Consider the following 21,173-nt stretch of genomic DNA (forward strand, 5'->3'; position numbering starts at 1 on the left):
TATCGACAGAGCCGCCCCGGGCGAACCGAACCGCCCGGGGCCACCTACAACCGCATGGTTACGGGTCGAGCAGATCGGTGTGGTGATCACCGGTCGACAGGTCGGCGACCGACTGTGCCGAGCTGTCGAAGTCTCCGTGCAGACCGGCGTCCGAGTGCAGACCCGCGTCGGACTGTGCTTGTCCGAAGATGCTCGAATCCACACCGGACCAGGCGCTCGAATCGAAGGCCGAAGTCGAATCGAACGATCCGGACGCGCCGCTCGTGATGTCGCCGGTGACTGCACCGACCATGTCGCTTCCACCGGCAGCGGCACCGGATAGATCGGCGGACAGATCCACAACCGAACCGAGCCCACCACCGAGTGCGCCTGCTACCTCTGCGCCCGTGGAGACAGCCGCGTCGGCACCAGCGGATGCGCCGGCGTCGATGGTTCCGGCTACGCCGCCGCCGATGTCCACTGCACCCGCTGCTGCGCCGTCGAGCGCACCGGTCAGCGAGCCACCCAGCTCACTGCCCGCGCTGCCGAGCCCACCGGCAAGGCCGCCGCCCAGCCCGGCAAGCCCGGACAATCCACCGGAGACCCCCGCGCCTGCTTCGCCGACGGCGTCGATGCTGCTGTCGATTCCACCGGTGACGCCTGCACCGGTAAGACCACTGAGGTCGAGATCGCCGGATCCTGCGACGCCCCCTGCGGCGCCGAGAGCTGATCCGAGAGCACCGTCGAGGGTTGCTTCGAGTTCGGTACCGCCACCGAGGACTGCGCTCAGATCCAGTGCACCGCTCGTGTCGAGAACAGCGTCGAAGGCCGCTCCGAGGCCTGCCCCCGCCTCGCCGCCCACGCTGAATGCACCGCCGAGAACACCTTCGAGTGTGGTCGCAACACTTGCCTCGCCCGAAGCGTCGATCGCAGTGTTCAGCGCAGCGGTCAGGCTGCCGACGACGCTGATGTCCAGATCGAGGGCAGTACCGAGGGCGCCGCCGACGAGGACACCGATGTCGGCGTTCGCGATTGCGGTGAGATCGAGGTCTGCCAATGCGCCGGCGTCCAGTACGGCACCGAGCACTGCGCCCAGGGTGCCGCCGAGGTCACCGTCGACGGCGAGGACACCCTCCAGAGCTCCGCCTAGTTCGACGCCGATTCCCCCGCCTGCACTGAACGCCGCGTCGAGTGCCGAGCCCAGGCCGACCGCGATGTCGCTTCCGAGTCCGAGGCCGGCGCTCAATGCCACACCGAGATCGCCGGAGAGATCGAGTGCGGCCTCACCGATCACGGCGCCGAAGACGTCACCGAGCGCAGCGCCGAGATCGGCTCCGATGGTTCCGCCGACGCCGAACACTGTGCCGAGTGCAGCGCTCAGGGCACCGTCCACACCGGCAAGGACGTCGAGATCGATGCTGCCGACTGCACCGAATGCGGCATCGAGCGCTGCGTCGAACGCTCCGGTGATCTCGCCGCCGAGCTCGATTCCGCCACCGATGAGTCCGGTCAGGGCGCCGCCGATATCTGCCGCGCCACCGAGGTCGATCGATCCACCTGCGCCGATGGCAACTTCGAGTGCGGCGCCGAATGCTGCGCCGAGGTCGGCTCCGATGTGTCCGCCTGCGGCGAGAGCTGCACTGAGCGAGGCACCGATCTGGACCGCGATGTCACCGGCCAGATCGACCTCTCCGCCCACGCTGCCACCTACACCACCACCGATGTCGCCTCCGATGAGTCCGCCACCTGCAAGCCCTCCGCCTGCGACGGCACCGGCTGTCAGTCCAAGGCCGGTCGATAGTCCACCGCCGATACCGCCGCCGATTGCGCCACCACCGGCCAGGCCGCCTTCGATGCCTCCCGATGCGCCCGCACCGAGGATGGCCGAGAGCTGCGAGCTTGCTCCTGCGAACAGCCCTGACTCGGCTACCAGGGGGGCAACCGCGACGATGTCGGCGTGGCACACATCGCCCAACCCTGCCGTGGCCAGCGCGATATCCGGGTTGGCGCAGTATGCGGCAGCTGCCTTGTCGTCGCGAAGCAGGCTGAGGATGAAGTCGAGTACTGCGTTGGTGGCCATGTGAAGTGGCTCCATTCTTTTGCTCGGTCTTTCGTGGTTGATCACAAAGCTATGTGCCGCCGATCCCCGGCAGAACGGGGCCGATCCCCCTAGTCGGACCAGCAGGCCCAGGGGTGAGCCGTTAGGGGATTCGGAGCTGTTAGGGGATTTCCCCGCCAAAACCGTTTCACCTGCTGTGAGACGTAACGAAAGTTGCGATGCTTCCGACACAAGATCGAATAGGACGTGCGGATCGAACAAGAAGCCGGAGATGAATATGAGCGCAGGGCTCGGCATACGGATTGGAACAGCTGCCTCGGTGGCTGCCCTCGATACTTCCGAGGATCCCCACGCGCCCCGCGACTTCGCCACCGATGAGGCAATGCTCACCGTCACTCGCCGGTCCGCTCTGGACCTTCGCCCCGGTGCCGCTCCCAGCCTCGCCGGGCGCCAGGATCGCCAGAACCGCTATCTGATCAGCGGATTCGCCGACCGCGTCGGAGACCCCGTTCCCGTCATCGACGAGGACGGACGATCGCATCAGGCCGAGGACCTCTTCGCCACTGCCACGCGGGCCCTTGTTGCCGAAGCGTGCGCGGGCGCCGCCTGTGATCCCACCGTCGTCGTCACCTATCCCGACCGGTGGTCGACCTATACGACCGACGTGCTCCGCGGCGCTTTGGAACGTGCAGGCGTTCCCGACGCGACGCTCGTCCCCGACTCGGCGGCGGCGATGCGCTGGCTCGAGGGTTCACGCGGTGCAGCGAGCGACGGCCTCGTCGTCATCTACGACCTCGGCGCCTCCTCCCTCGATATCACCCTGATGCGCACCGGCGCCGAATCCGGAACCATCGGAGCCGGAGCCAACTCCACCGACTTCGGCGGAGCACAGTTCGATCACCTGATCACCGAGCACGTCCTCGACACCGCGGCCAGTAGTGCCTCGTTCGAATTCGACCCGTTCGATCCCGATACTGTCGGCGCCCTCGTCGAACTTCGCGCACGCTGCAGTGAGGCGAAGGAAGAACTCTCTTCCGAGACGGCGACGACGCTGACCATCGACCTTCCTTCTGTGCACACCGAGACCCGTCTCGTCCGTGGCGAACTGGAAGACTTGATCCGCCGCCCGGTCCTCGATTCCATCGAGCTGATTCGCGACGTACTGCACACCTCCGGCCTCGATGTCTCCGATGTGACTCAGGTCCTCCTCATCGGGGGCAGCTCCAGCATTCCCCTTGTCGCCGAACTTGTTTCCTCGCACATGCGTGTTCCGGTGGTCACCGGGCCGCATCCCGACCGCATCCCCGCCATCGGCGCAGCATTGCTCGCCAACGAGATTGCCCGCGCGGCCGTCCTCGACGCCCCTGTCGCCGCTGCCGTCGCGCTCACCCGGCCCGCGCCGCGCCCGGCGTTCGCATCGTCCGCCGCCGCGTCCGCTACCGAATCGACCGGAACATCCGGCCGCAGGAAGGTCGGTATCGTCTTCGCTTCCGTTGCCGCGCTCGTGGTCATCGCCGGTGGCGGATTGTCGGTAGGAACTGCATTGACCACCAAGGATGCGCCGGTCGATTCGGTGTCGGAGAACAGCACAGGTGCCAGTCCGTCGGCGGCAACGGCCGCCACTGTCGCCGAAATGGGCACGCCCGCAAACGGTCTACCTGCTCCGACCGTCGCCGTCGACGGCACCCTGATCCCGGCGCCGGGAACGGCTATCGCCGCTGACGGCTCGATCGTCTCCGCTCCTGGATCCGCCGTTCCGGCCGCCGAAGTCGGCGCACCCAGCGCCCCTGCCCCAGCACCGGGCGTCCCTGCGCCGAATGTGCCTGCGCCGAATGTGCCCGCACCGAATCCGCAGCTCCCGGGATACACCCCGCCCGCCTACACACCGCCCACGTACACCGGTCCAGGACTGTCCGACGCCGGAGGTGCTGCAGGAAACGTGCTTCAAGGTGTGGGTCAGGGCGTCGGTGGTGTCGTTCAGGGCACGGGCGATGCCGTCGGCGGCATCGTCGGACTCGTGCCCCCGTTGCTCGGCAACAAGTAGCATCTTTCGTGCTGACCAAGTCCGACATCGCCGCCCGGGCAACCGATGCTGGGAGACCGATCTCTCGTGCGCTGGCCGGGACCATCCTGACCGCCACCGGTGGATGTGAGAATGCCGTCGACGTCGCACTGGAGGCCAGCAGACGCGTCGACGCGGACATGTCGGTCACCAAGGTCGTCGTCGACGCTGTCCATGCTCATCGAGTGGCGTACCTCGCTGCGTTGACCCGCGCCGAGCAGAGTGTGGTCGCGCTGGCTCATTTCGGCGCCGAATCCGACACCGAGGTGCTGAGCGAACCAACCGAAGGAGCAGCCGATCCGGCAGTAGTGCGCGAGAGTGCAGTAGCAGCAGGCGTATTGGCGCAGGAACCTCCCTCACTGTCCGGTGTCACCGAGGCATTACTCGCTACACTCGGCGCGCCTCGACTTTCCGAGATACTTACCGCACTGCTCGAATATCGTTGCAAGACAGACACTCTCGACACCGACATGGCAGTGTCCATCGCCGGTGCAGGAGTTCGACATCCGCAGTTGGCGCACTTCCTCACCGTCGAAGCTGATCGCGCAGAGCCCGAATCGGCAGCGACGCTGTATTCGTGTGCCGTCGACGCGGGCGCCGAACCACTTTCCTTGGCTGCGCGAAGGGCCGATGTAGCAGCGGTGCTCGGCGATCTCGATGCAGCCGAGCATTTCGGTGATCACATTCTCGAGCACAGCGACTCGGTGACTGCGGGCGAATTGCGAACAGCGATAAGGACATCGGCGACCGTCGCTGCCGAGCGGGGCATGACCGAGCGTGGACGTCAACTCTACGAGTGGCTCGGCCCCGACCGCGCCGGCACGGACGCCCCACTGGCCGCCGTCGTCGCCTCGGTGGCAGGCGTCGTGCCTACCGGTACGGCTGCGACCACAGCACCGCCCACGTCGGCGACTGCTGCGCTGACCCTGCTGGCCGGTGGACTACGGCAGTCCATCACTGCGGAGTCGACGGCCGAGACCACTGCTGCGACGAACACACTGATGCGCGCGGTGTCACTGTCCGGCGCCGACGTCAGGCGATCGGCCCCCGAGACTGCGTCGGCAACCGCCATCCTGTTCGCGCTCCACTGTGGTGATCTCGCGCGCGTCGAATCGCTGGTGTCGCGGTCCACCGCACCTATGCAGCATCCGAGCGGCACCAGAATTGCATTGCTCCACACCTGGGCGAGCATGTTGTCCGGTGATACGGCGGCAGCAGCAGCCCGCATCGAGACGATGCGAATCCCGTCTTCGCACAGTCGAAATCGACTCTTCTTCCATGCGATCGGAGTCGGGTTGGCCCGCCGGTCCGGGGACCGAGGGGCACTGATCAATGCGTGGGAGGATGCGCAGGACGTCATCGCCGAATACTCGGCCGACTTGTTCTCGCTGCTACCGATCGGCGAACTCTGGCTCGGGTCCGTGCGGGTGGGTCAACCCGACCGCATGACGCATTTGCTTGCGCAGGTCGATTCCGTACTCGCAGGGCTGGAGGAGCCGAGCGCCTGGGCGTCGGCATTTCATTGGTACGGAGTTCAGGCCGCTATCGCTGCCGAGAACCCCACCGAACTGGTTCCGCATGCGCGGGCACTCGCCTCGGCAGCCGAATCGAACCGGTACAGCGCCACCCTCGCATCCGCCGGTCGCGCCTGGTTGGGCGTACTGCAAGGCCATCCGAACGTGTCCGACGTCGAAGCCGCGGCCCACTCGCTCACCCAGTTCGGATTGCCGTGGGACGGCGCCCGCCTCGCCGGCGAAGCCGCACTGCGCGTCGCCGACACCCGAGCCGCGACCACATTGCTCCAGGTGGCTCGATCACTTCGCCAGCCCGTCGCGTCACCGACCGCGGAAACCGCAGAACCGAAAGGTGCGCTCAGCGCACGCGAGGCAGACGTCGCGGAAATGCTGGTCCTCGGCATCACCTACCGCGAGGCAGGCAATCGGCTCTACATCTCTGCCAAGACCGTTGAACACCACGTCGCGCGCATCAAGCGGCGCCTCGGTGCAGGCTCACGCTCGGAACTGCTGTCGATGCTGCGTGGGATGGGTTACGGAACTACTGTGTAGTGGTGCGCGGGTTGTGTAACTTCTGCGGTCCTGCACACGACATCTATCTCAGTACTCCGCCCACAAGGCATATGTAGACGACGAGGTAGCAGTAGCGATGATCAATCGGTCCGCCGAGCCGGCGCAGGCCCATCCGCCCGCACAGGCATTACCCGACGTCGGCATGTACATCGACGATCAGCGCGCAATCGCAGCGGTATCGCGAGCGGCGCGTTCGAGTCCTTCACTGCACGTCGCCTCCCTGCACGACACTGTTCTCTACGTCCATGCCGACGGTTCGGCCTCGCTCGGTCGAACCGACGACCCCGATGCGGTCGAGTTCACCGGATTCGTCGACGCGATCGGTGAAGAAGCATCGAGCGATCATGCCCCCGGCGATCTCGTCGCGATGGCACTTCGGTGCCTTCTCGCCGACGTCGCCCAGTCCATCGGTACCCCGGTGGACACGCTCGCAGCTGCGGCGACATTCCCAGCTCGGTGGACGGCGGAGCAGGTCTCGGCAGTGCGGATGGCTATGAGCCGCGTCGGTCTCGACCACGTCGCACTCGTCTCCGAGACCGAGGCGCGCGCCGCCTGGGCGGGCGGACTCGACGTCCGGTGGGCCGGATCGGATTCCGGTATCGCAGCCGCACGTGGCGCTGCAGTGCTCGCCGCCGAGTTCCCGATCGAGGCCGTGACCGAGGAAATACCGCTGCGAACACCGGTGCGCCCCCTATGGACACGCACCCCCATCCTTGCGGCGGCCGCGTTCGCAGCCCTGCTGACGCTCGGCGCCGGCCTGACGGCACTGTTGATTCAGGACACTTCCGGGCCGTCGATTCCAGAAATCGACAGCGCGCAGATCGCCGAGGCCACCGTTCCGATCGTCCGTCCGAGTTCGCAGATTCCGTTCCCCACGGTCGTACCGTTCCTCGAACCATCGACCGAACAGATCGTTGCCCCGACCCCTGCGCCCACCACTACGCCCCCGGAACCGCCTCGGCCCTCGGACGTCGTCATCACGCCTCCGACGACCGAGCCCGCCCCGCAGACCTCGGTCGAAACCGAGCCGGAAACGACCACACCGAAGACCGTGGAGCCGGACGTCGACAAGCCGGAGGTGGCCGTGCCGAGTCCGGAGAAGCCGACCGATCCAATCGATGAGGAGAAGCCGACGGAGCCCGGCGACACCACCCCGGAAAGCCAGCAGGACAACACCATGCTGAAGCCGACACCATGACCGGATACCTGGCGATGACGATCGCCGACGGGGTGTCGGTGGCAGTCCATCGACGTAACCGAAGCGAGCACCCGTCGGTGTTCGTCACCGACACCGTACTGACCTACTCCGGCGACGGCGCCGCGCGACTCGGAGCCGATGCGTCGGCGGACTCGACGCCCCTCGTCGGATTCTTCGGCCGTGTCGACGAGCCCGAGGACAGCGGTCAAGAGTTCCGCGCCGAAGATCTCGTCGCGACCGCCGCCTTCTGCCTCGTGAACGCGGTGACCGCCGAGCACCATGGCACCGTGCCGCACGCAGTCCTGACCCACCCGAACACGTGGAGTTCACACGCCATCGACTCGGTGCGGGACGCCCTCGACCGCATCGCCCTCGAGCAGGTCACGCTGATCTCGGACGAGGCCGCTGCACGGGAATTTTTTCGATCGAGCTCCGGTGACCTCGATCAGGTCACCGTCACCCGCGGCGCTTTGGGAATCGTCGAAGCCATGTACCCGGTTCCCGCAGATTCGGCCGATACCGACGCACTGCCCGTCGTCACTCCCGCGCCCGCCTTGGCATTCTCCGAGGCGATCCCGGTGCAGGTTCCGCCGTCGCCCGAAAGCCCACAGTCGACGGAATCACCGAACTCCAAGCGCCCCATCGCCATCATGACAGCGGCCGCCGCCGCGCTCGTTCTCGTCTCGATCGGTATCGCCTCGGCCATGGGCGCCTTCAGCGACGGAACCGACGTCGTTCCACCGACGATCACCGATGCGGGCTCCACACCGACAACCGAACCGTCGCCGACACCTGTCCCCGCCGCTGCTGTGCCGATCCCGACCTTCGGCGCCCCACCCAGCGAATTGCCGAGCCCTGAATCGGTGCCGACCCCGGCGCCGCCGAACCCTGCGCCGCCGATCGTCGAGTCGATTCCGGCGCAGCCGCTCCCCCCGCCCGCTCCGGAGACCGTCGAGCCCGAACCGGTGGAACCCTCACTACCACTCCTGCCGACGAAAACGCTGCCACCACGGCTGACTTTTCCCGACTTCACGTTTCCCGATCTTTCCCTTCCGGGCCGCTGACCATACCGTTCATAATTTTCTGTGATCTATGGCCTAAGGTGGGGCGCTGACGGTCAGCACCTGATGAAGGGATTTCATGCGTAACACGGGGGCACTGCGCGCAGCGGTGGTTTGTTCGACGGCGTTTTTACTCTTCGGTACCTTCTCTGCACCGGCCTCGGCCGAGCCCGACAGCGGAGTCGACCAGTCTGCCGCAGATCAGTTGCCGCGTGAACTCGCAGAGGCTGTAGAACGCGATCTGAAAATCTCTCCCCAGGAGTACCTCGATCGCGCAGCCCGTGCGCAGGAGTTGTCCACTTACGCAACGGACTTCCGCGCCAACCGACCAGGCGACTTCGCCGGTGCCTGGATAGGTCCCGACGGCAAGGCAGTCGTCGCAGTGACATCTCAGGACGCCGCCCATGCCGTGGCACAAGACGGCTACGACTCCGCGCAGGCCCCCGTCTCAGCAGACGGGCTGGAGCGGTCCCTCTCGGACCTGAACAACTGGATCTCCACCTTGCCCCGCGAGGTCGCCAGTCAGGTCAACGGCACTTCGATCGACGTTTTGGACAATCAGATCGTCATCGACCTCGCGAACAGTCCCATCGGCAGCGCGCTGAACCTTCCGACACTGCTGGCGAACCTGAAGGTCAATTTGTCGCCGGGTGGACCCAAGCCCACCGATCCAACACCGATGGGTGGAGACACCTACGTCACCACCTCGGGCCCCATCAAGGACACCGCGCCCACCGACATCAGCGTCTGTTCCTTCGGATTCAACGCCACATCGGGCTCCGGCGAGTCGGTCAATCTCAGTGCAGGGCATTGCAATCCGAATGCTGCCACCGGCGCAGGCGGCGCACCCGTCTACCTGCCCAACCCGGCCAACGTGCACGAGAGCACCCAGATCGGCACCTTCGCCGAGTCCAGCCTCGGATCCCCCAGCGCACTCGACTGGTCGGTCATCTCGCTGAACGACAACGGCACCTCCTCCGGTCTCGACAAGCCGACCGTCCGCGGAGCCAACGGCAGCACGGTGACCATCACCGGCACTGCCTCCCCCGTCGTCGGAGCTCCCGTTTGCAAGTCCGGTCAGTCGTCTTCGTTCACCTGTGGGGTAGTTGCCGCAGACCGCGTCGAGACCCAACTGTTCATGGAAGACGGCACCAGCCGGACCGTGCGCGGCTTCGCAAGTACCGCATGCACTCTCGCGGGTGACAGTGGTGGCGCCATCGTGACCGGGACGCTCGCTCTGGGAATCACCAGCGGCTCCAACAGTGGCGGCGCACCGGATTGCACCGAGGCCAACCTTGCACTCGCACAGTTCGGTGGCACGGCAAGCTTGGGAATCCCTATCGATCAGGTTGCAGCAGAAACAGGCACGACTGTCAGGACCGCCTCGCTCGATTGAAGATAGTCGGCTCCGACCTCGAGTCAGGGAAAGCGCTGGACGTATCGTCGAATGCGCGAGAGGGCCGGGGGAAGCTGGCGAAGAAGTCGGACCAGCACCCCGGACATGACCCAAGCAGTCGGTACCGCCGACACTCGAACGAGCTCGTAATCCGATGTGGCCCAAGCTGATTTGATCTCGTTGACGCCAACTCCCTGATCGAGTGCGTCGACGCCCAGTTCATCGTGATTGTTGGTGAACCACTCGATCAATTGATGGCCGGGCTGGCACCGTCCGACTGTCGGGTCGTAGTGCGTGAGCCACCCTTCCATCCGTGAGCCCGTTCGCAGCCCGATCTCGTGGGCAGCCCATTGCCCGTCGATCACCAGACCCGCAATGCAGAGCCTGCCTGCTCGCGCCTCACTCCGTAGGAAGTCACGAGCGAAGTCGCCATGCGGCGCAGTCAGATAGTTGATCTTCGTGGTGCCGGCGATCCCGCGGACCGCTACCTCCAGGATGTCGTTCCACCGAGCGTCCAGATGCGAGACCTCGGTAATCTCCTCGACCCGGAACGACGACCGACGCTGCACCTCGCTGCGGTATTGGCGCAGCCGCTTCAGCGATTTCGCACTTCGAATATCCGAGGCTCTCTGTCCGACAGCCAGATCGATGACCGGGACCCGTTCACGCACCATCATGTCCACTGTCCACGACGGGTGCTGCGCGAGCCTGCACACAGTGGGATCGTTCGTGATCATGGAATCGGCATCCACCATGTAGCCGAGGGACGCAATGGCGTCGAGCAACGCGTCGGAGGCTTCGGGGTCCTCGCTGAGAAATTCGATCGGCACTCCCAAACCGGTGCCGATCACCTTCGCAAGAGTGAACGGCCCTCGGCGCACCAGAGACAAAGCCGCCGACGCAACCAACCGCCCATCTCGACGAATCGCCACCAATTCGAAGTCGAGTTTCAACGCACGCGCAACATTGACCACGAAGCTCGGCCGCGACGAGAACACCGTCCCGACACGGTCAGCGAGCGCAGACCACTCGGATTCGATGGACGAGGGCTCGGAGTGGACATGCATCGTAACTGCGGTGACGCCTGTATCCACCAAAGCAAAGTACCAAGAGCTTGCAAAGAAAACCAAAACATTCATCCGAACAACCGACACGTTGGGCTGAAGGCGTCCACACGCACGGCGGGCCGACACCTGCTCTGCCAGTGATCAATTCGATCGGCATTGTGGTGCTTGAACGAACATTCATCGTATGATCAGAGCGAGACTTTCAGGTACACCTGTACCGCTTCACTCGAACGGAAGGCATCCACTCATGCTCGGACTTATCGGAGTCGGACTCGACCTTATCGGCTACCTGGTGACGATCGTGATCAACGGAATCCAACTGGCGGACCCCGGTATTCGATTCGGCTGACCTCGAACGCACATCAGCCCGCCACCTCCATGGAGGTGGCGGGCTGATGTTATGTCGAGAGTGTTCAGTTGACGCTGTCTGCGTACTTCGAGGTTCCCGGAGCAGCGTTCAGAGTATTGATCAGGTCGATGCCTGCGATGACGAGTGTCGGTCCACCGGCAACGATCGTGCCGATAACTCCACCGACGCCTGCACCGATCGGAATTGTTGCAATAACTCCGGCAAGAGTCGGAGCGCCGATGATTGCACCAGCAATCGCACCGATTGCCGTACCGGTGAATCCACCGATCGCGCTAGCAATTCCGAGCTGCGTCACGAAGGTCTGCTGTGCGACGAGGTTTTCCTCGGTCGAAGCAACCTGCGTTGCGCCGAGCGTGCGTGAGTTGGCCGAGGCCTTGTTCAGATCGAGCTGAGGAACGAGACGGAGCGTCTTGCCGTCGTTGTCCACGTTCTGCTCGTACGGGAAGCTCAAGCCACCGAGATTGAAGCTGAGCGGCAGCGTGACGACGACGTTCTCAGCCTGATCGAGCACATCGACGGTCTTGCCGTCGTCGGCGACCTTGAAGACACCCGCATCGATCGTGGTGACGATGGTGCGATCTTCGAGGTTCGACTCGTAGCCGATGTCCTGTGCGGGCGCCTCGGGCGCCGCCGGAGTCGGATCTGCATAGGCTGTTCCGCTGGCGAGCCCCATCGCCGCGGCAACGAACACCGATGTGACGACCATTTTGCTGAGTTTCATCTGGAGATTGTTTCCGTTTCTATGCAAATCGAGCCCGGCTGTTGTCGAACAAAGCTGCCCCGCAGACGCAGAAACACCCCAAGACCGAATCCGCGAGTTAGTCGGTGCGGCAGCAGCATAACCTACAACTCGACCGATCGTTATAGTCTCGCGTTCTTTTCGAGTCGCAACAGTTCTCGATTGTCACAATTGAACCTCCGACACATAGTCAAGGACACGATTTCGTACCGAATGTGGAGTAGAACCGGGTGTCGGCGACCGTCGATCCGAACGCCCAGTCAGCGCACTGCGAGCGAACTTAGGACTGCCTTCTCGAACACCCGCGTTCGCCCTACGCATAACGTGACCATCAGAACGGACGCTACCGACCGGTCCAGCCCACCGGAAAGTTGAACGATCCGGCGATCCACCAGCGCAGAGCGATCTCCGCGTTGCTAAGTTACCCGTCAGTACACAGACCTTATTACTGGCGAGTAACCTGAAAAGTCGTACGCTTGTCGGGCTGGACCCGAGGCAGCTCCCCCGCTGCCTAAATAACGAAAGGCCGCTTACATGAACGCCGTGACGATTTCGTTGGGCACGTTCGGTGCGCTGCTCAGTCTCGTGTGTTGGTACTCCTTCATCCGCGGTGGATTGAAGATGTTCAACATCGTGCGCCTCGGGCAACCTGCTCCGGACCGCTGGCGCCCGATCATCCCTCGCTTCAAGCAGATGATCGTCGAGTTCGCCGCACACACCAAAATGGTCAAGTTCCGCACCGTCGGCTGGGCGCACTGGCTCGTCATGGTCGGTTTCATGCTCGGAGCCATCTTCTGGTTCGAGGCATACGGCCAGACGTTCAACCCCGAGTTCCACTGGCCCATCTTCGGCAACTGGGCCATCTACCACCTGATGGACGAGATCCTCGGCATCGGCACCGTCGTCGGCATCCTCGTGCTCATCACCATTCGCCAGCTCAATCACCCCCGCAAGGCCGAGCGTCAGTCGCGCTTCGCCGGCTCCCGATTCCGCGCTGCCTACTTCGTCGAGGCAGTTGTTCTCGTCGAGGGTCTCGGCATGGTTTTCGTCAAGGCAGGCAAGATCGCCACCTACGGCCATGCGAACCCGTGGACCGACTTCTTCACGATGAACGTGGCCAAGATCCTCCCGGCCAGCGTCGTCATGGTCTCGGTCTTCGCTTTCATCAAGCTGATGTCCGGCATGATCTGGCTCTACTACGTCGGTCAGAACATCGACTGGGGCGTCGCATGGCACCGCTTCACCGCGTTCCCCAACATCTACTTCAAGCGTGAAGACGACGGCACCGCTGCACTCGGCGCGGCCAAGCCGATGATGTCCGGCGGCAAGGTCCTCGTGATGGAAGAGGCCGATCCCGACGTCGACGCGTTCGGCGCCGGCAAGATCGAGGACTTCAGCTGGAAGGGCTGGCTCGACTTCACCACCTGCACCGAGTGCGGTCGCTGCCAGTCGCAGTGCCCCGCCTGGAACACCGGCAAGCCACTCTCACCCAAGCTGCTCATCATGTCGCTGCGCGATCACAGCCAGGTGAAAGCCCCATACCTTCTCGCCGGCGGCAAGAAGGACATGGCCGGCGACGAAATCGGACTCGTCGACGCCGACGGCAAACCCGACCAGGCCAAGCTCGATGCAATTCCGCAGGCAGCCCGTGACGAAGCCGATCGCAAGCTCGTCGCCGAGGCCATCGACGGTGGCATCATCGACCCCGAGACACTGTGGAGCTGCACCCAGTGCGGCGCGTGCGTCGAACAGTGCCCCGTGGACATCGAGCACGTCGACCACATCCTCGACATGCGTCGCTACCAGGTGCTCATCGAATCGGAGTTCCCGTCCGAGCTCGCAGGCCTGTTCAAGAACCTGGAGAACAAGGGCAACCCCTGGGGCCAGAACGCCAAGGACCGCCTCAACTGGATCAACGAGATGGACTTCGACATCCCCGTCTTCGGGCAGGATGCCGATTCCTTCCAGGACTACGAGTACCTGTTCTGGGTCGGTTGCGCCGGTGCCTACGAGGACCGCGCCAAGAAGACCACCAAGGCCGTCGCAGAGCTTCTCGCCACTGCGGGAGTCAAGTTTTTGGTCCTCGGCGCCGACGAGACCTGCACCGGCGACTCCGCACGCCGCGCAGGTAACGAATTCCTGTTCCAGCAGCTCGCGATGCAGAACATCGAGACGCTGAACAACCTGTTCGACGGCGTCGAGCAGAAGCAGCGAAAGATCGTCGTCACCTGTGCGCACTGCTTCAACGCGCTCGGCAACGAGTACCCGCAGGTCGGTGGCGACTACGAGGTCGTTCACCACACTCAGCTACTCAACCGTCTGGTACGGCAGAAGAAGCTGATCCCGGTGGCATCGGTCAGCCAGGACATCACCTACCACGACCCGTGCTTCCTCGGACGTCACAACAAGGTGTACGACGCACCCCGTGAACTCATGGCAGCCTCGGGCTCCAACCTGAAGGAAATGCCGCGACACGGCGAACGGTCCATGTGCTGTGGTGCCGGTGGCGCTCGCATGTGGATGGAAGAGAACATCGGCAAGCGCATCAACATCGAGCGGGTCGACGAAGCGCTCAGCATGAAACCGAAGAAGATCGCGACCGGTTGCCCGTTCTGCCGCGTCATGCTCACCGACGGCGTCACCGCACGCCAAGAGGGTGGCGAACACGAAGGTGTCGAGGTCGTCGACGTCGCGCAGCTGATGCTCGAGTCGATCACCCGCGTCGAGTCTTCGGTTCTGGGCGAAAACATCAAGGTGATTCCACGGGAGAAGCCTGCACAGGCGGACATCGTCACCGAGGACGCGGCTGAGGTCGAAGAAGCCGAGCGCGTCCAGCCCGTCGAAGAGCCCGCAGAGTCGGCATCCGCACCGGCAGCTCCGGCGCCCAAGGCCGGTGGCCTGAAGATGAAGGGCCTCGCGAAAGCACCGGGAGCGAAGGCACCGGGAGCTGCAGCGACACCTGCCGCGCCCAAGGCAGAAGCCGCGCCGCCAGCAGCCAAGCCCAAGGGCCTCGGTATGGCCGGTGGCGCGAAAGCACCAGGTAGCAAGGGTCTTCAGGTGAAGGGCAAGGCGCCCGGCGCCAAGGCTGCTGCGCCGGCTGCCGAAGCTTCGGCAACGGAAGCTGCAGCACCGGTGGCAAGTGAGTCGGCAGCAGCATCCTCGGCAGAAGCGACGGAGACCAAGCCGACCGTCAAGCAGAAGGGTCTTGCCATGAAGTCCGGCTTCAAGAAGCCGGGCGCCAAGGCACCGGGCAAGCCGGCTGAGGCCACCGAGGCCACCGAGGCGCCGGCAGCAGAGGTTGCGGCTGAGGAACCGGCAGCTGCTGAATCGAAGCCGACCGTCAAAGCCAAAGGTCTCGCAGTCAAGTCCGGCTACAAAAAGCCAGGCGCCAAGGCACCGGGCAAGCCAGCTGCTGAGGCTGCTCCGGCAGTCGAGGCACCGGCGGCAGAGGCTGAGGCACCAGCGGCTGAGGCACCGGCGGTCGAGGCTTCGGCACCAGCGGCCGAGGCACCGGCAGCGACCGAGTCTTCGGCAGCCGTCGAATCGAAGCCGACCGTCAAAGCCAAGGGCCTGGCAGTCAAGTCCGGCTACAAGAAGCCAGGCGCCAAGGCACCGGGCAAGCCGACTGCTCCGGCAGTAAAGGCTGAGGCTCCGGCAGTAAAGGCTGAGGCACCGGCAGCAGAGGCAGAGGCACCCGCCGCTGACGAGTCCGAGCCCGCAGTGTCGAGCGAAGCCGAGTCGACTACTGCAGCTGAGCCTGCAGCGGCTACCGACGCCGAGGCCAAGGAGCCGACAGCATCGGCAGACGAGAGTACCCAGCCGTCGAACGGTGACGCACCTGCTCCCCCAGCCGCCAAGCCGGGCGGTCTCGGATTCCGAGCGGGCGCGAAGGCTCCGGGCCGAAAGAAGTAACCGAACACCATTTTTCGCAAGTGCACCCCCTTTCTCGCCTCAGAGAATGGGGGTTTACTTGTGAAAAGGGTTGCACGCTCTCGTTATCCACAGGTCCATACACAGGCTATTGCCCTGAGCTGGATCGCTGACGACTATGAGCACGTGACCCGAATCGTTCGCCGGCAGGACGCCCTCACCCGCGGAATCACCGACTCCGAACTACAGCGTTATTGCCGAACCGAGTCGTGGAAACGTTTGCGCCCAGGAGCGTTCGTGAGCCGAGACGAGTTCGACGCGCTCGGTGCCGTCGACAAGCACCGCGTGATCGCCGAGGCAGTATTGGGCGCGGCTCGTACCCCCGACACCGTGCTCAGTCACGTCTCGGCGGCCGTCGTCCATGGCCTGTCGGCGTGGGGTCTTCCTTTGAGGAAAGTGCACGTCACACGCAATCGAAGAAGTGGAGCGCGCACGAGTTCGGTTCGCGTCCTCCACTGTTCGCCGTACCACCCACACGAGATAGTGGACGTCGACGGTATTCGAGTGACGAGCATCGGACGAACCATCGCCGATATTGCGCGCTCCGAAAACTTCGAGCCTGCGGTGTGCGCAGCCGACGAAGCCGCCCGGTTACACAATCTGACCTCGGCCGAGGTGGTGAACGCATTGGATCTCCGCCCGACTCATTCCGGGAACGCAGCCGGGTTACGGGTGGCCAACTTCATGAACGGTCGCGCGGAAAGCGTCGGGGAATCTCGAACTCGCGTGACGCTGACCGAACTCGGCTACCTTCCCGAGCTGCAGACTTCGATTGTGGTGCAGGGTAAATCGATCGCACGCGTCGACTTCTACCTTCGAGCCATCACGACGGCGTGTGAGTTCGACGGCAAGATCAAATACGGACGACTAGTCCCCGAAGGTTCGACCGCACACGAGGTGGTGTGGCGCGAAAAGCTTCGAGAGGACGCGATACGCGACGCCGGAATTCAAGTAGTCCGTCTGACGTGGGCGGACCTGTCCGCGCCGGTCGAGATTCGTCGACGAATCGAAGCCGCAGCGCTACGAGCGGCCAAGTCGCCACCGCCGACCGCGATAGCCTGCTGAGCGCGCACCCTTTTTCCAAAGCGCACCCCCACGCTCGGACGCGAACAACCGGTCCCGGTTACCAAAAAGGGTGCGCACTTCAACCCGAACGACGCTCAGGGCCTCCACAATTCGAGCTGAGGGATCCCGGGCGGGGTGAAGCCGAGCACTTGACCGTAGAAGGATAGTTCGGATTCTCGCGCGTGAACCTGCGTCTCCAGTTTGCGGAAGCCGTGCGATTCACCCTCGTACGCCAGGTATGCGTGCGGAATACCCTTGTGTACGAGTGCATCCCGGAATCGTTCGGCCTGTGACGGCGGGACGATCGGGTCGGAGAGCCCTTGCAGCAACAGCACTGGGCAGGACAATCCTTCGACGTTGTTGATCGGTGCGCGGCTGCGGTACAGGTCGATCGCGTCGGGGAGCGGTCCGATCAGGCTGTCGATGTACCGTGATTCGAAGTCATGAGTTTCGGCGACGAACATTTCCAGTTCGGCAACTCCGTAGTACGAAGCACCGCAGGCGAATACATCCGAGGATGTGAGCGCCGCCAGGACGGTCCACCCGCCTGCCGACCCGCCTTCGATCGCGAGCCTGGCTGGATCTGCGAGACCGGCATCGGCAAGCCCTTGCACTGCCGCAATCGTGTCCTCGACGTCGACGACTCCCCACTGCCCGCGAAGACGGTTACGGTACTCCCGCCCGTATCCGCTCGATCCGCCGTAGTTGACGTCGATCACTCCGATTCCGCGGCTGGTGAAGTACGCGAACACCGGGTTGAGTGCGGGCGCGACGTGGGCCGTCGGACCTCCGTGCACAAAAGCCACGTAAGGCGGCAGTTCTCCTTCGAGCCCGCGGTAGTCGGGGTTGCGCGGCGCATAGGCGATCGCATGGACCTCGCGCTGTGGGCCCTGGAAGGTCATCGACTCGCCCTGCGGGAGGTAGTCGGCGTCGGGAATCGTCTCTCGTCCCGAGCGGATTTCCACCAGCGAGCGGGTGTCGAGATCCAACAGCCTCAGCCCGCTGGCACTGTGTGCACCGCCCGTGCGCAACAGCACGGACGATCCGCGGCGGCCACCGAGGGAAATGGAGGTGAGCCCGCCGAGGTCGATGTCGTCGAGCGATCCGGTGACCGGATCGAGGATGCCGAGTGTATCGGTGCCGAAGGTCCTGACCGTCAACAGCTTTCCGTCGTCGAGCACCGAGTACCACTGCGCGCCGAGCTGCCACAGCGGAGCGCCGAAGTCCGCATCCGCTGCATGCAAAGCCACTACGTCTGCGTCGACGGATGTCCGGTACAGGTTCCACCATCCGGATCGGTCGCTGATGACGTACAGCGACTCGTCGTCGATCCACTCCGGTTGCAGCACGGATTCCTCGGTACCGCCGAGGATTGTTCGAGACACTCCGGTGGCCAGATCGACGATTCGGAGTTCGGTTCCATCCCAGGGCATCTGCGGGTGGTTCCAGGCGACGAACGCCAGTGTGCTCCCATTCGGCGAGAGCCTCGGGTACGCCAGGAAGTCCGATCCCGAGGCCAGCGATCGAACGCCGGAACCGTCGAGTGCGATCGCGCAGATGTCGCGGGAAACCTTCGCCCCGTCATGGGTTTCGCGAACCGCCAGCACTTCGTTGCCGACGATCGACAGTTCGCCGTATCGAACCGCTGCCGCCACGGCAGGCGCCGGGGTCAACGGCACCGGCGTCTCACCGGGCTTGCCGATATGGACGCGTTGATCGGAGAACTCCGAGAACACGATCCGACCGTCATCGGTCGCGGTCCACGCCCCACCCCCGTATTCGTGAACACGGGTGCGCGCGTTGAAAGGCTCGGGCAGTAGTGAAGTGACGACACCGTTCTCGATGCGGCAAATTGTGGTGCGCCCACCCTCGGTCGGCCGCATCTCCGACCACCACACCTCATCGCCGACGAACCGACCCCCTTCGACGGGGTGTCCGCTGGCGGAGAGATCGACGGCGGAAATCGGGGATGGCCAGGAACCGAAGGGCAGCGCTGCAGGGGTCACACCGACCAGGGTAGGTGAGTCACTCCCCCGTCGCCGTGCTCACCTTCGCGTCGGCGACGACGGAACTAGCCGACCGGTTGAAGCAGATCGGGGTTGTCGTTCTTGACGCTGTTGACCATCGAGCTGACCTCGTAGGGCACCAAGCTGGGTTCGGGGATAGCGGCCAGCATCTCCTGGACCGAACCCAGATCGGTCATCGCCGGGTCCAGCCAAGCGGCCCGAAGGGACTCCGGCACGATCACCGGAGAGCGATCGTGAATGTGACCGAGTGCGTCCGCGGCGGGAGCCGTCAACACCGTGACCGACCAGACCCATCGATCCGGGTCCTCCTCGGACTTCGACGGGTCACGCCACAGCTCGTACAAGCCGGCCATCTCCAGAACCCCGCTGGAGTGCAGAAAATATGGCACTTTTTTGCCGTCGCGCTTCTCCCATTCGTAGTAGCCATCGGCAGGGACGATGCACCGCCTACGGGCTGCTGCTTTCTTGAACGCCGGTTTCTCGGTGATCGTCTCGGATCTTGCGTTGATGAGCCTGCTACCGATCTTGATGTCCTTGGACCACGACGGGATCAGACCCCAGCGAACCGAACGCAACTGACGGACGGCGTCGGCCTCGGGCTCGTCTTTGGGTGCGCGCTCGAGAATGGTCCGCACTGTCTGCGTGGGCGCGACGTTGTACGCCGGGGGCAGCTCTTCGCCGATGGTCTCGGCAATGTCGAAGACTGCCCGCAGGTCATTGTCGCTCTGGGTACTGGCATACCGTCCGCACATAAAGAAAATTGTCGCATCCCGCACCGACAAGAAAGGCCTGGTCCACTATGCCTGGATGTGCTGGGCACCGACCTGGCACGATAGAGGGGTGAACCAACCGCAGGCGAACCATCAGACGCGTCAACATCGCACGTTGCAGCAGTCGACCAAGCTGCAGAACGTGCTGTACGAGATCCGCGGCCCGGTACACGCCCACGCGGCGCGACTGGAAGCCGAAGGCCATCGGATTCTCAAGCTCAACATCGGCAACCCTGCGCCGTTCGGTTTCGAGGCGCCCGACGTCATCGTCCGTGACATGATCGCCGCGTTGCCGTATGCGCAGGGCTACTCGGAGTCGAAGGGCATTCTGTCGGCCCGGCGTGCGATCGTCACGCGCTACGAGCTCGAACCTGGCTTCCCCGAACTCGACGTCGACGACATCTACCTGGGTAACGGCGTGTCCGAGCTCATCACGATGACGATGCAGGCACTGCTCGACGACGGTGACGAGGTCCTGATCCCCGCGCCCGATTACCCACTGTGGACGGCGATGACGACGCTCGCGGGCGGCAAGGCCGTGCACTACATCTGCGACGAGGAAAACGAGTGGAACCCCGACCTCGCGGACATCGAATCGAAGATCACGCCCAAGACGGTGGCGCTGTTGGTGATCAACCCGAACAACCCGACCGGTGCGGTGTATTCGAAGGAGATCCTGCGGGGCATCGTCGAGCTGGCTCGTAAGCATCAGCTCCTACTGTTGGCCGACGAAATCTACGACCGCATCCTCTACGACGACGCCGAACACACGTCGTTGGCAAGCCTTGCTCCCGATCTGCTGTGCTTGACGTACAACGGGCTGTCCAAGGCGTACCGGGTGGCTGGGTACCGGGCAGGGTGGCTCGCGATCACCGGACCCAAGGCCCATGCGGCCGGATTCCTCGAAGGTATCGATCTGTTGGCGTCGACCAGACTGTGTCCCAATGTGCCCGCACAACATGCGATTCAGGTGGCGCTGGGCGGACATCAGAGCATCGGTGATCTCATTCTTCCCGGCGGCCGACTGCTCGAGCAGCGTGACGTCGCGTGGCAAAAGTTGAATGAGATCCACGGCGTCTCGTGTGTGAAACCGCGCGGTGCTCTGTACGCATTTCCGCGCCTCGACCCGGAAGTACACGAGATTTACGACGACGAGAAGCTTGTCCAGGATCTGTTGTTGCAGGAGAAGATCCTGGTGGTGCAGGGCACCGGTTTCAACTGGCCCGGACACGACCATGTGCGCATCGTCACGCTTCCGTGGGCGCGTGATCTTTCGGAGGCGATCGAACGGTTCGGCAACTTTCTTGCTTCGTACAAGCAATAGGGTCACCGGTTCGGGGTTTGCGGGTTCCAGTTCCGTAGC

13 protein-coding genes are annotated in these 21,173 nt (G+C 64.1%); 8 read left to right on the plus strand and 5 right to left on the minus strand.

Translation table 11 applies throughout. The features are described 5' to 3' along the window. Positions 1-58 precede the first annotated feature (58 nt). On the minus strand, positions 59-2,059 hold the full coding sequence (locus tag ABIB36_RS02430; RefSeq protein WP_354559024.1) for an IniB N-terminal domain-containing protein: 2,001 nt from the start codon (positions 2,057-2,059) through the stop codon (positions 59-61). 256 nt (positions 2,060-2,315) lie between these two features. Between ABIB36_RS02430 and ABIB36_RS02435 the strand changes: the two genes are divergently transcribed. The 5 genes from ABIB36_RS02435 to ABIB36_RS02455 all read left to right on the plus strand — a co-directional run bounded on the left by ABIB36_RS02435 (position 2,316) and on the right by ABIB36_RS02455 (position 9,842). Then, positions 2,316-4,082 (plus strand): Hsp70 family protein, encoded by a 1,767-nt coding sequence (locus tag ABIB36_RS02435; RefSeq protein WP_256895652.1) that lies wholly within the window; start codon positions 2,316-2,318, stop codon positions 4,080-4,082. 8 nt (positions 4,083-4,090) lie between these two features. Next, positions 4,091-6,166 (plus strand): helix-turn-helix transcriptional regulator, encoded by a 2,076-nt coding sequence (locus ABIB36_RS02440; protein WP_354559025.1) that lies wholly within the window; start codon positions 4,091-4,093, stop codon positions 6,164-6,166. Positions 6,167-6,263: 97 nt separating this feature from the next. After that, on the plus strand, positions 6,264-7,385 hold the full coding sequence (locus ABIB36_RS02445) for a hypothetical protein (protein ID WP_354559026.1): 1,122 nt from the start codon (positions 6,264-6,266) through the stop codon (positions 7,383-7,385). After that, positions 7,382-8,449 carry a hypothetical protein gene (locus tag ABIB36_RS02450; RefSeq protein ID WP_354559027.1) on the plus strand — a complete coding sequence of 356 codons (1,068 nt, stop codon included), beginning with the start codon at positions 7,382-7,384 and terminating at the stop codon, positions 8,447-8,449. Before ABIB36_RS02445 ends, ABIB36_RS02450 begins: the two co-directional genes overlap by 4 nt. A gap of 76 nt (positions 8,450-8,525) precedes the next feature. Further along, entirely contained in the window at positions 8,526-9,842 is a 1,317-nt protein-coding gene (locus tag ABIB36_RS02455) for a S1 family peptidase (RefSeq protein WP_354559028.1), read from the plus strand. Positions 9,843-9,865: 23 nt separating this feature from the next. On the opposite strand, the gene ABIB36_RS02460 is transcribed toward ABIB36_RS02455, so the two are convergent. Both ABIB36_RS02460 and ABIB36_RS02465 read right to left on the minus strand, forming a co-directional pair. Then, positions 9,866-10,936 (minus strand): GNAT family N-acetyltransferase, encoded by a 1,071-nt coding sequence (locus ABIB36_RS02460; protein WP_179142317.1) that lies wholly within the window; start codon positions 10,934-10,936, stop codon positions 9,866-9,868. 386 nt (positions 10,937-11,322) lie between these two features. After that, positions 11,323-12,000, minus strand: coding sequence for a DUF8020 domain-containing protein (locus ABIB36_RS02465; protein ID WP_084347193.1), 678 nt, complete (start codon positions 11,998-12,000; stop codon positions 11,323-11,325). A 552-nt stretch (positions 12,001-12,552) separates the two neighbouring features. Between ABIB36_RS02465 and ABIB36_RS02470 the strand changes: the two genes are divergently transcribed. Both ABIB36_RS02470 and ABIB36_RS02475 read left to right on the plus strand, forming a co-directional pair. Continuing rightward, positions 12,553-15,930, plus strand: a complete 3,378-nt coding sequence (locus ABIB36_RS02470) for a (Fe-S)-binding protein (protein ID WP_354559029.1) — start codon at positions 12,553-12,555, stop codon at positions 15,928-15,930. 144 nt (positions 15,931-16,074) lie between these two features. After that, complete coding sequence (locus tag ABIB36_RS02475; RefSeq protein WP_354559030.1) at positions 16,075-17,013, plus strand: hypothetical protein; 939 nt, start codon at positions 16,075-16,077, stop codon at positions 17,011-17,013. Between the two features lie 95 nt (positions 17,014-17,108). On the opposite strand, the gene ABIB36_RS02480 is transcribed toward ABIB36_RS02475, so the two are convergent. Beyond that, complete coding sequence (locus ABIB36_RS02480; protein WP_354559031.1) at positions 17,109-19,019, minus strand: dipeptidyl-peptidase 5; 1,911 nt, start codon at positions 19,017-19,019, stop codon at positions 17,109-17,111. A gap of 65 nt (positions 19,020-19,084) precedes the next feature. Continuing rightward, complete coding sequence (locus ABIB36_RS02485) at positions 19,085-19,792, minus strand: SOS response-associated peptidase (RefSeq protein WP_084347189.1); 708 nt, start codon at positions 19,790-19,792, stop codon at positions 19,085-19,087. 55 nt (positions 19,793-19,847) lie between these two features. Here ABIB36_RS02485 and ABIB36_RS02490 point away from each other — a divergent pair, with 55 nt between their 5' ends. Next, positions 19,848-21,134, plus strand: coding sequence for a pyridoxal phosphate-dependent aminotransferase (locus ABIB36_RS02490; protein ID WP_502944862.1), 1,287 nt, complete (start codon positions 19,848-19,850; stop codon positions 21,132-21,134). The last annotated feature ends 39 nt before the right edge of the window (positions 21,135-21,173 follow it).

Source organism: Rhodococcus sp. UYP9, assembly GCF_040547235.1.
In the GTDB taxonomy this organism is placed as follows: domain Bacteria; phylum Actinomycetota; class Actinomycetes; order Mycobacteriales; family Mycobacteriaceae; genus Rhodococcoides.

What these genes read in the sequence shown, in the direction of transcription:
- ABIB36_RS02435 (WP_256895652.1), top strand. Translation starts at nt 2,316, where the DNA reads ATGAGCGCAGGGCTCGGCATACGGATTGGAACAGCTGCCTCGGTGGCT.
- ABIB36_RS02485 (WP_084347189.1), bottom strand. Translation starts at nt 19,792, where the DNA reads ATGTGCGGACGGTATGCCAGTACCCAGAGCGACAATGACCTGCGGGCA.
- ABIB36_RS02430 (WP_354559024.1), bottom strand. Translation starts at nt 2,059, where the DNA reads ATGGCCACCAACGCAGTACTCGACTTCATCCTCAGCCTGCTTCGCGAC.
- ABIB36_RS02490 (WP_502944862.1), top strand. Translation starts at nt 19,848, where the DNA reads ATGTGCTGGGCACCGACCTGGCACGATAGAGGGGTGAACCAACCGCAG.
- ABIB36_RS02445 (WP_354559026.1), top strand. Translation starts at nt 6,264, where the DNA reads ATGATCAATCGGTCCGCCGAGCCGGCGCAGGCCCATCCGCCCGCACAG.
- ABIB36_RS02450 (WP_354559027.1), top strand. Translation starts at nt 7,382, where the DNA reads ATGACCGGATACCTGGCGATGACGATCGCCGACGGGGTGTCGGTGGCA.
- ABIB36_RS02470 (WP_354559029.1), top strand. Translation starts at nt 12,553, where the DNA reads ATGAACGCCGTGACGATTTCGTTGGGCACGTTCGGTGCGCTGCTCAGT.
- ABIB36_RS02465 (WP_084347193.1), bottom strand. Translation starts at nt 12,000, where the DNA reads ATGAAACTCAGCAAAATGGTCGTCACATCGGTGTTCGTTGCCGCGGCG.
- ABIB36_RS02455 (WP_354559028.1), top strand. Translation starts at nt 8,526, where the DNA reads ATGCGTAACACGGGGGCACTGCGCGCAGCGGTGGTTTGTTCGACGGCG.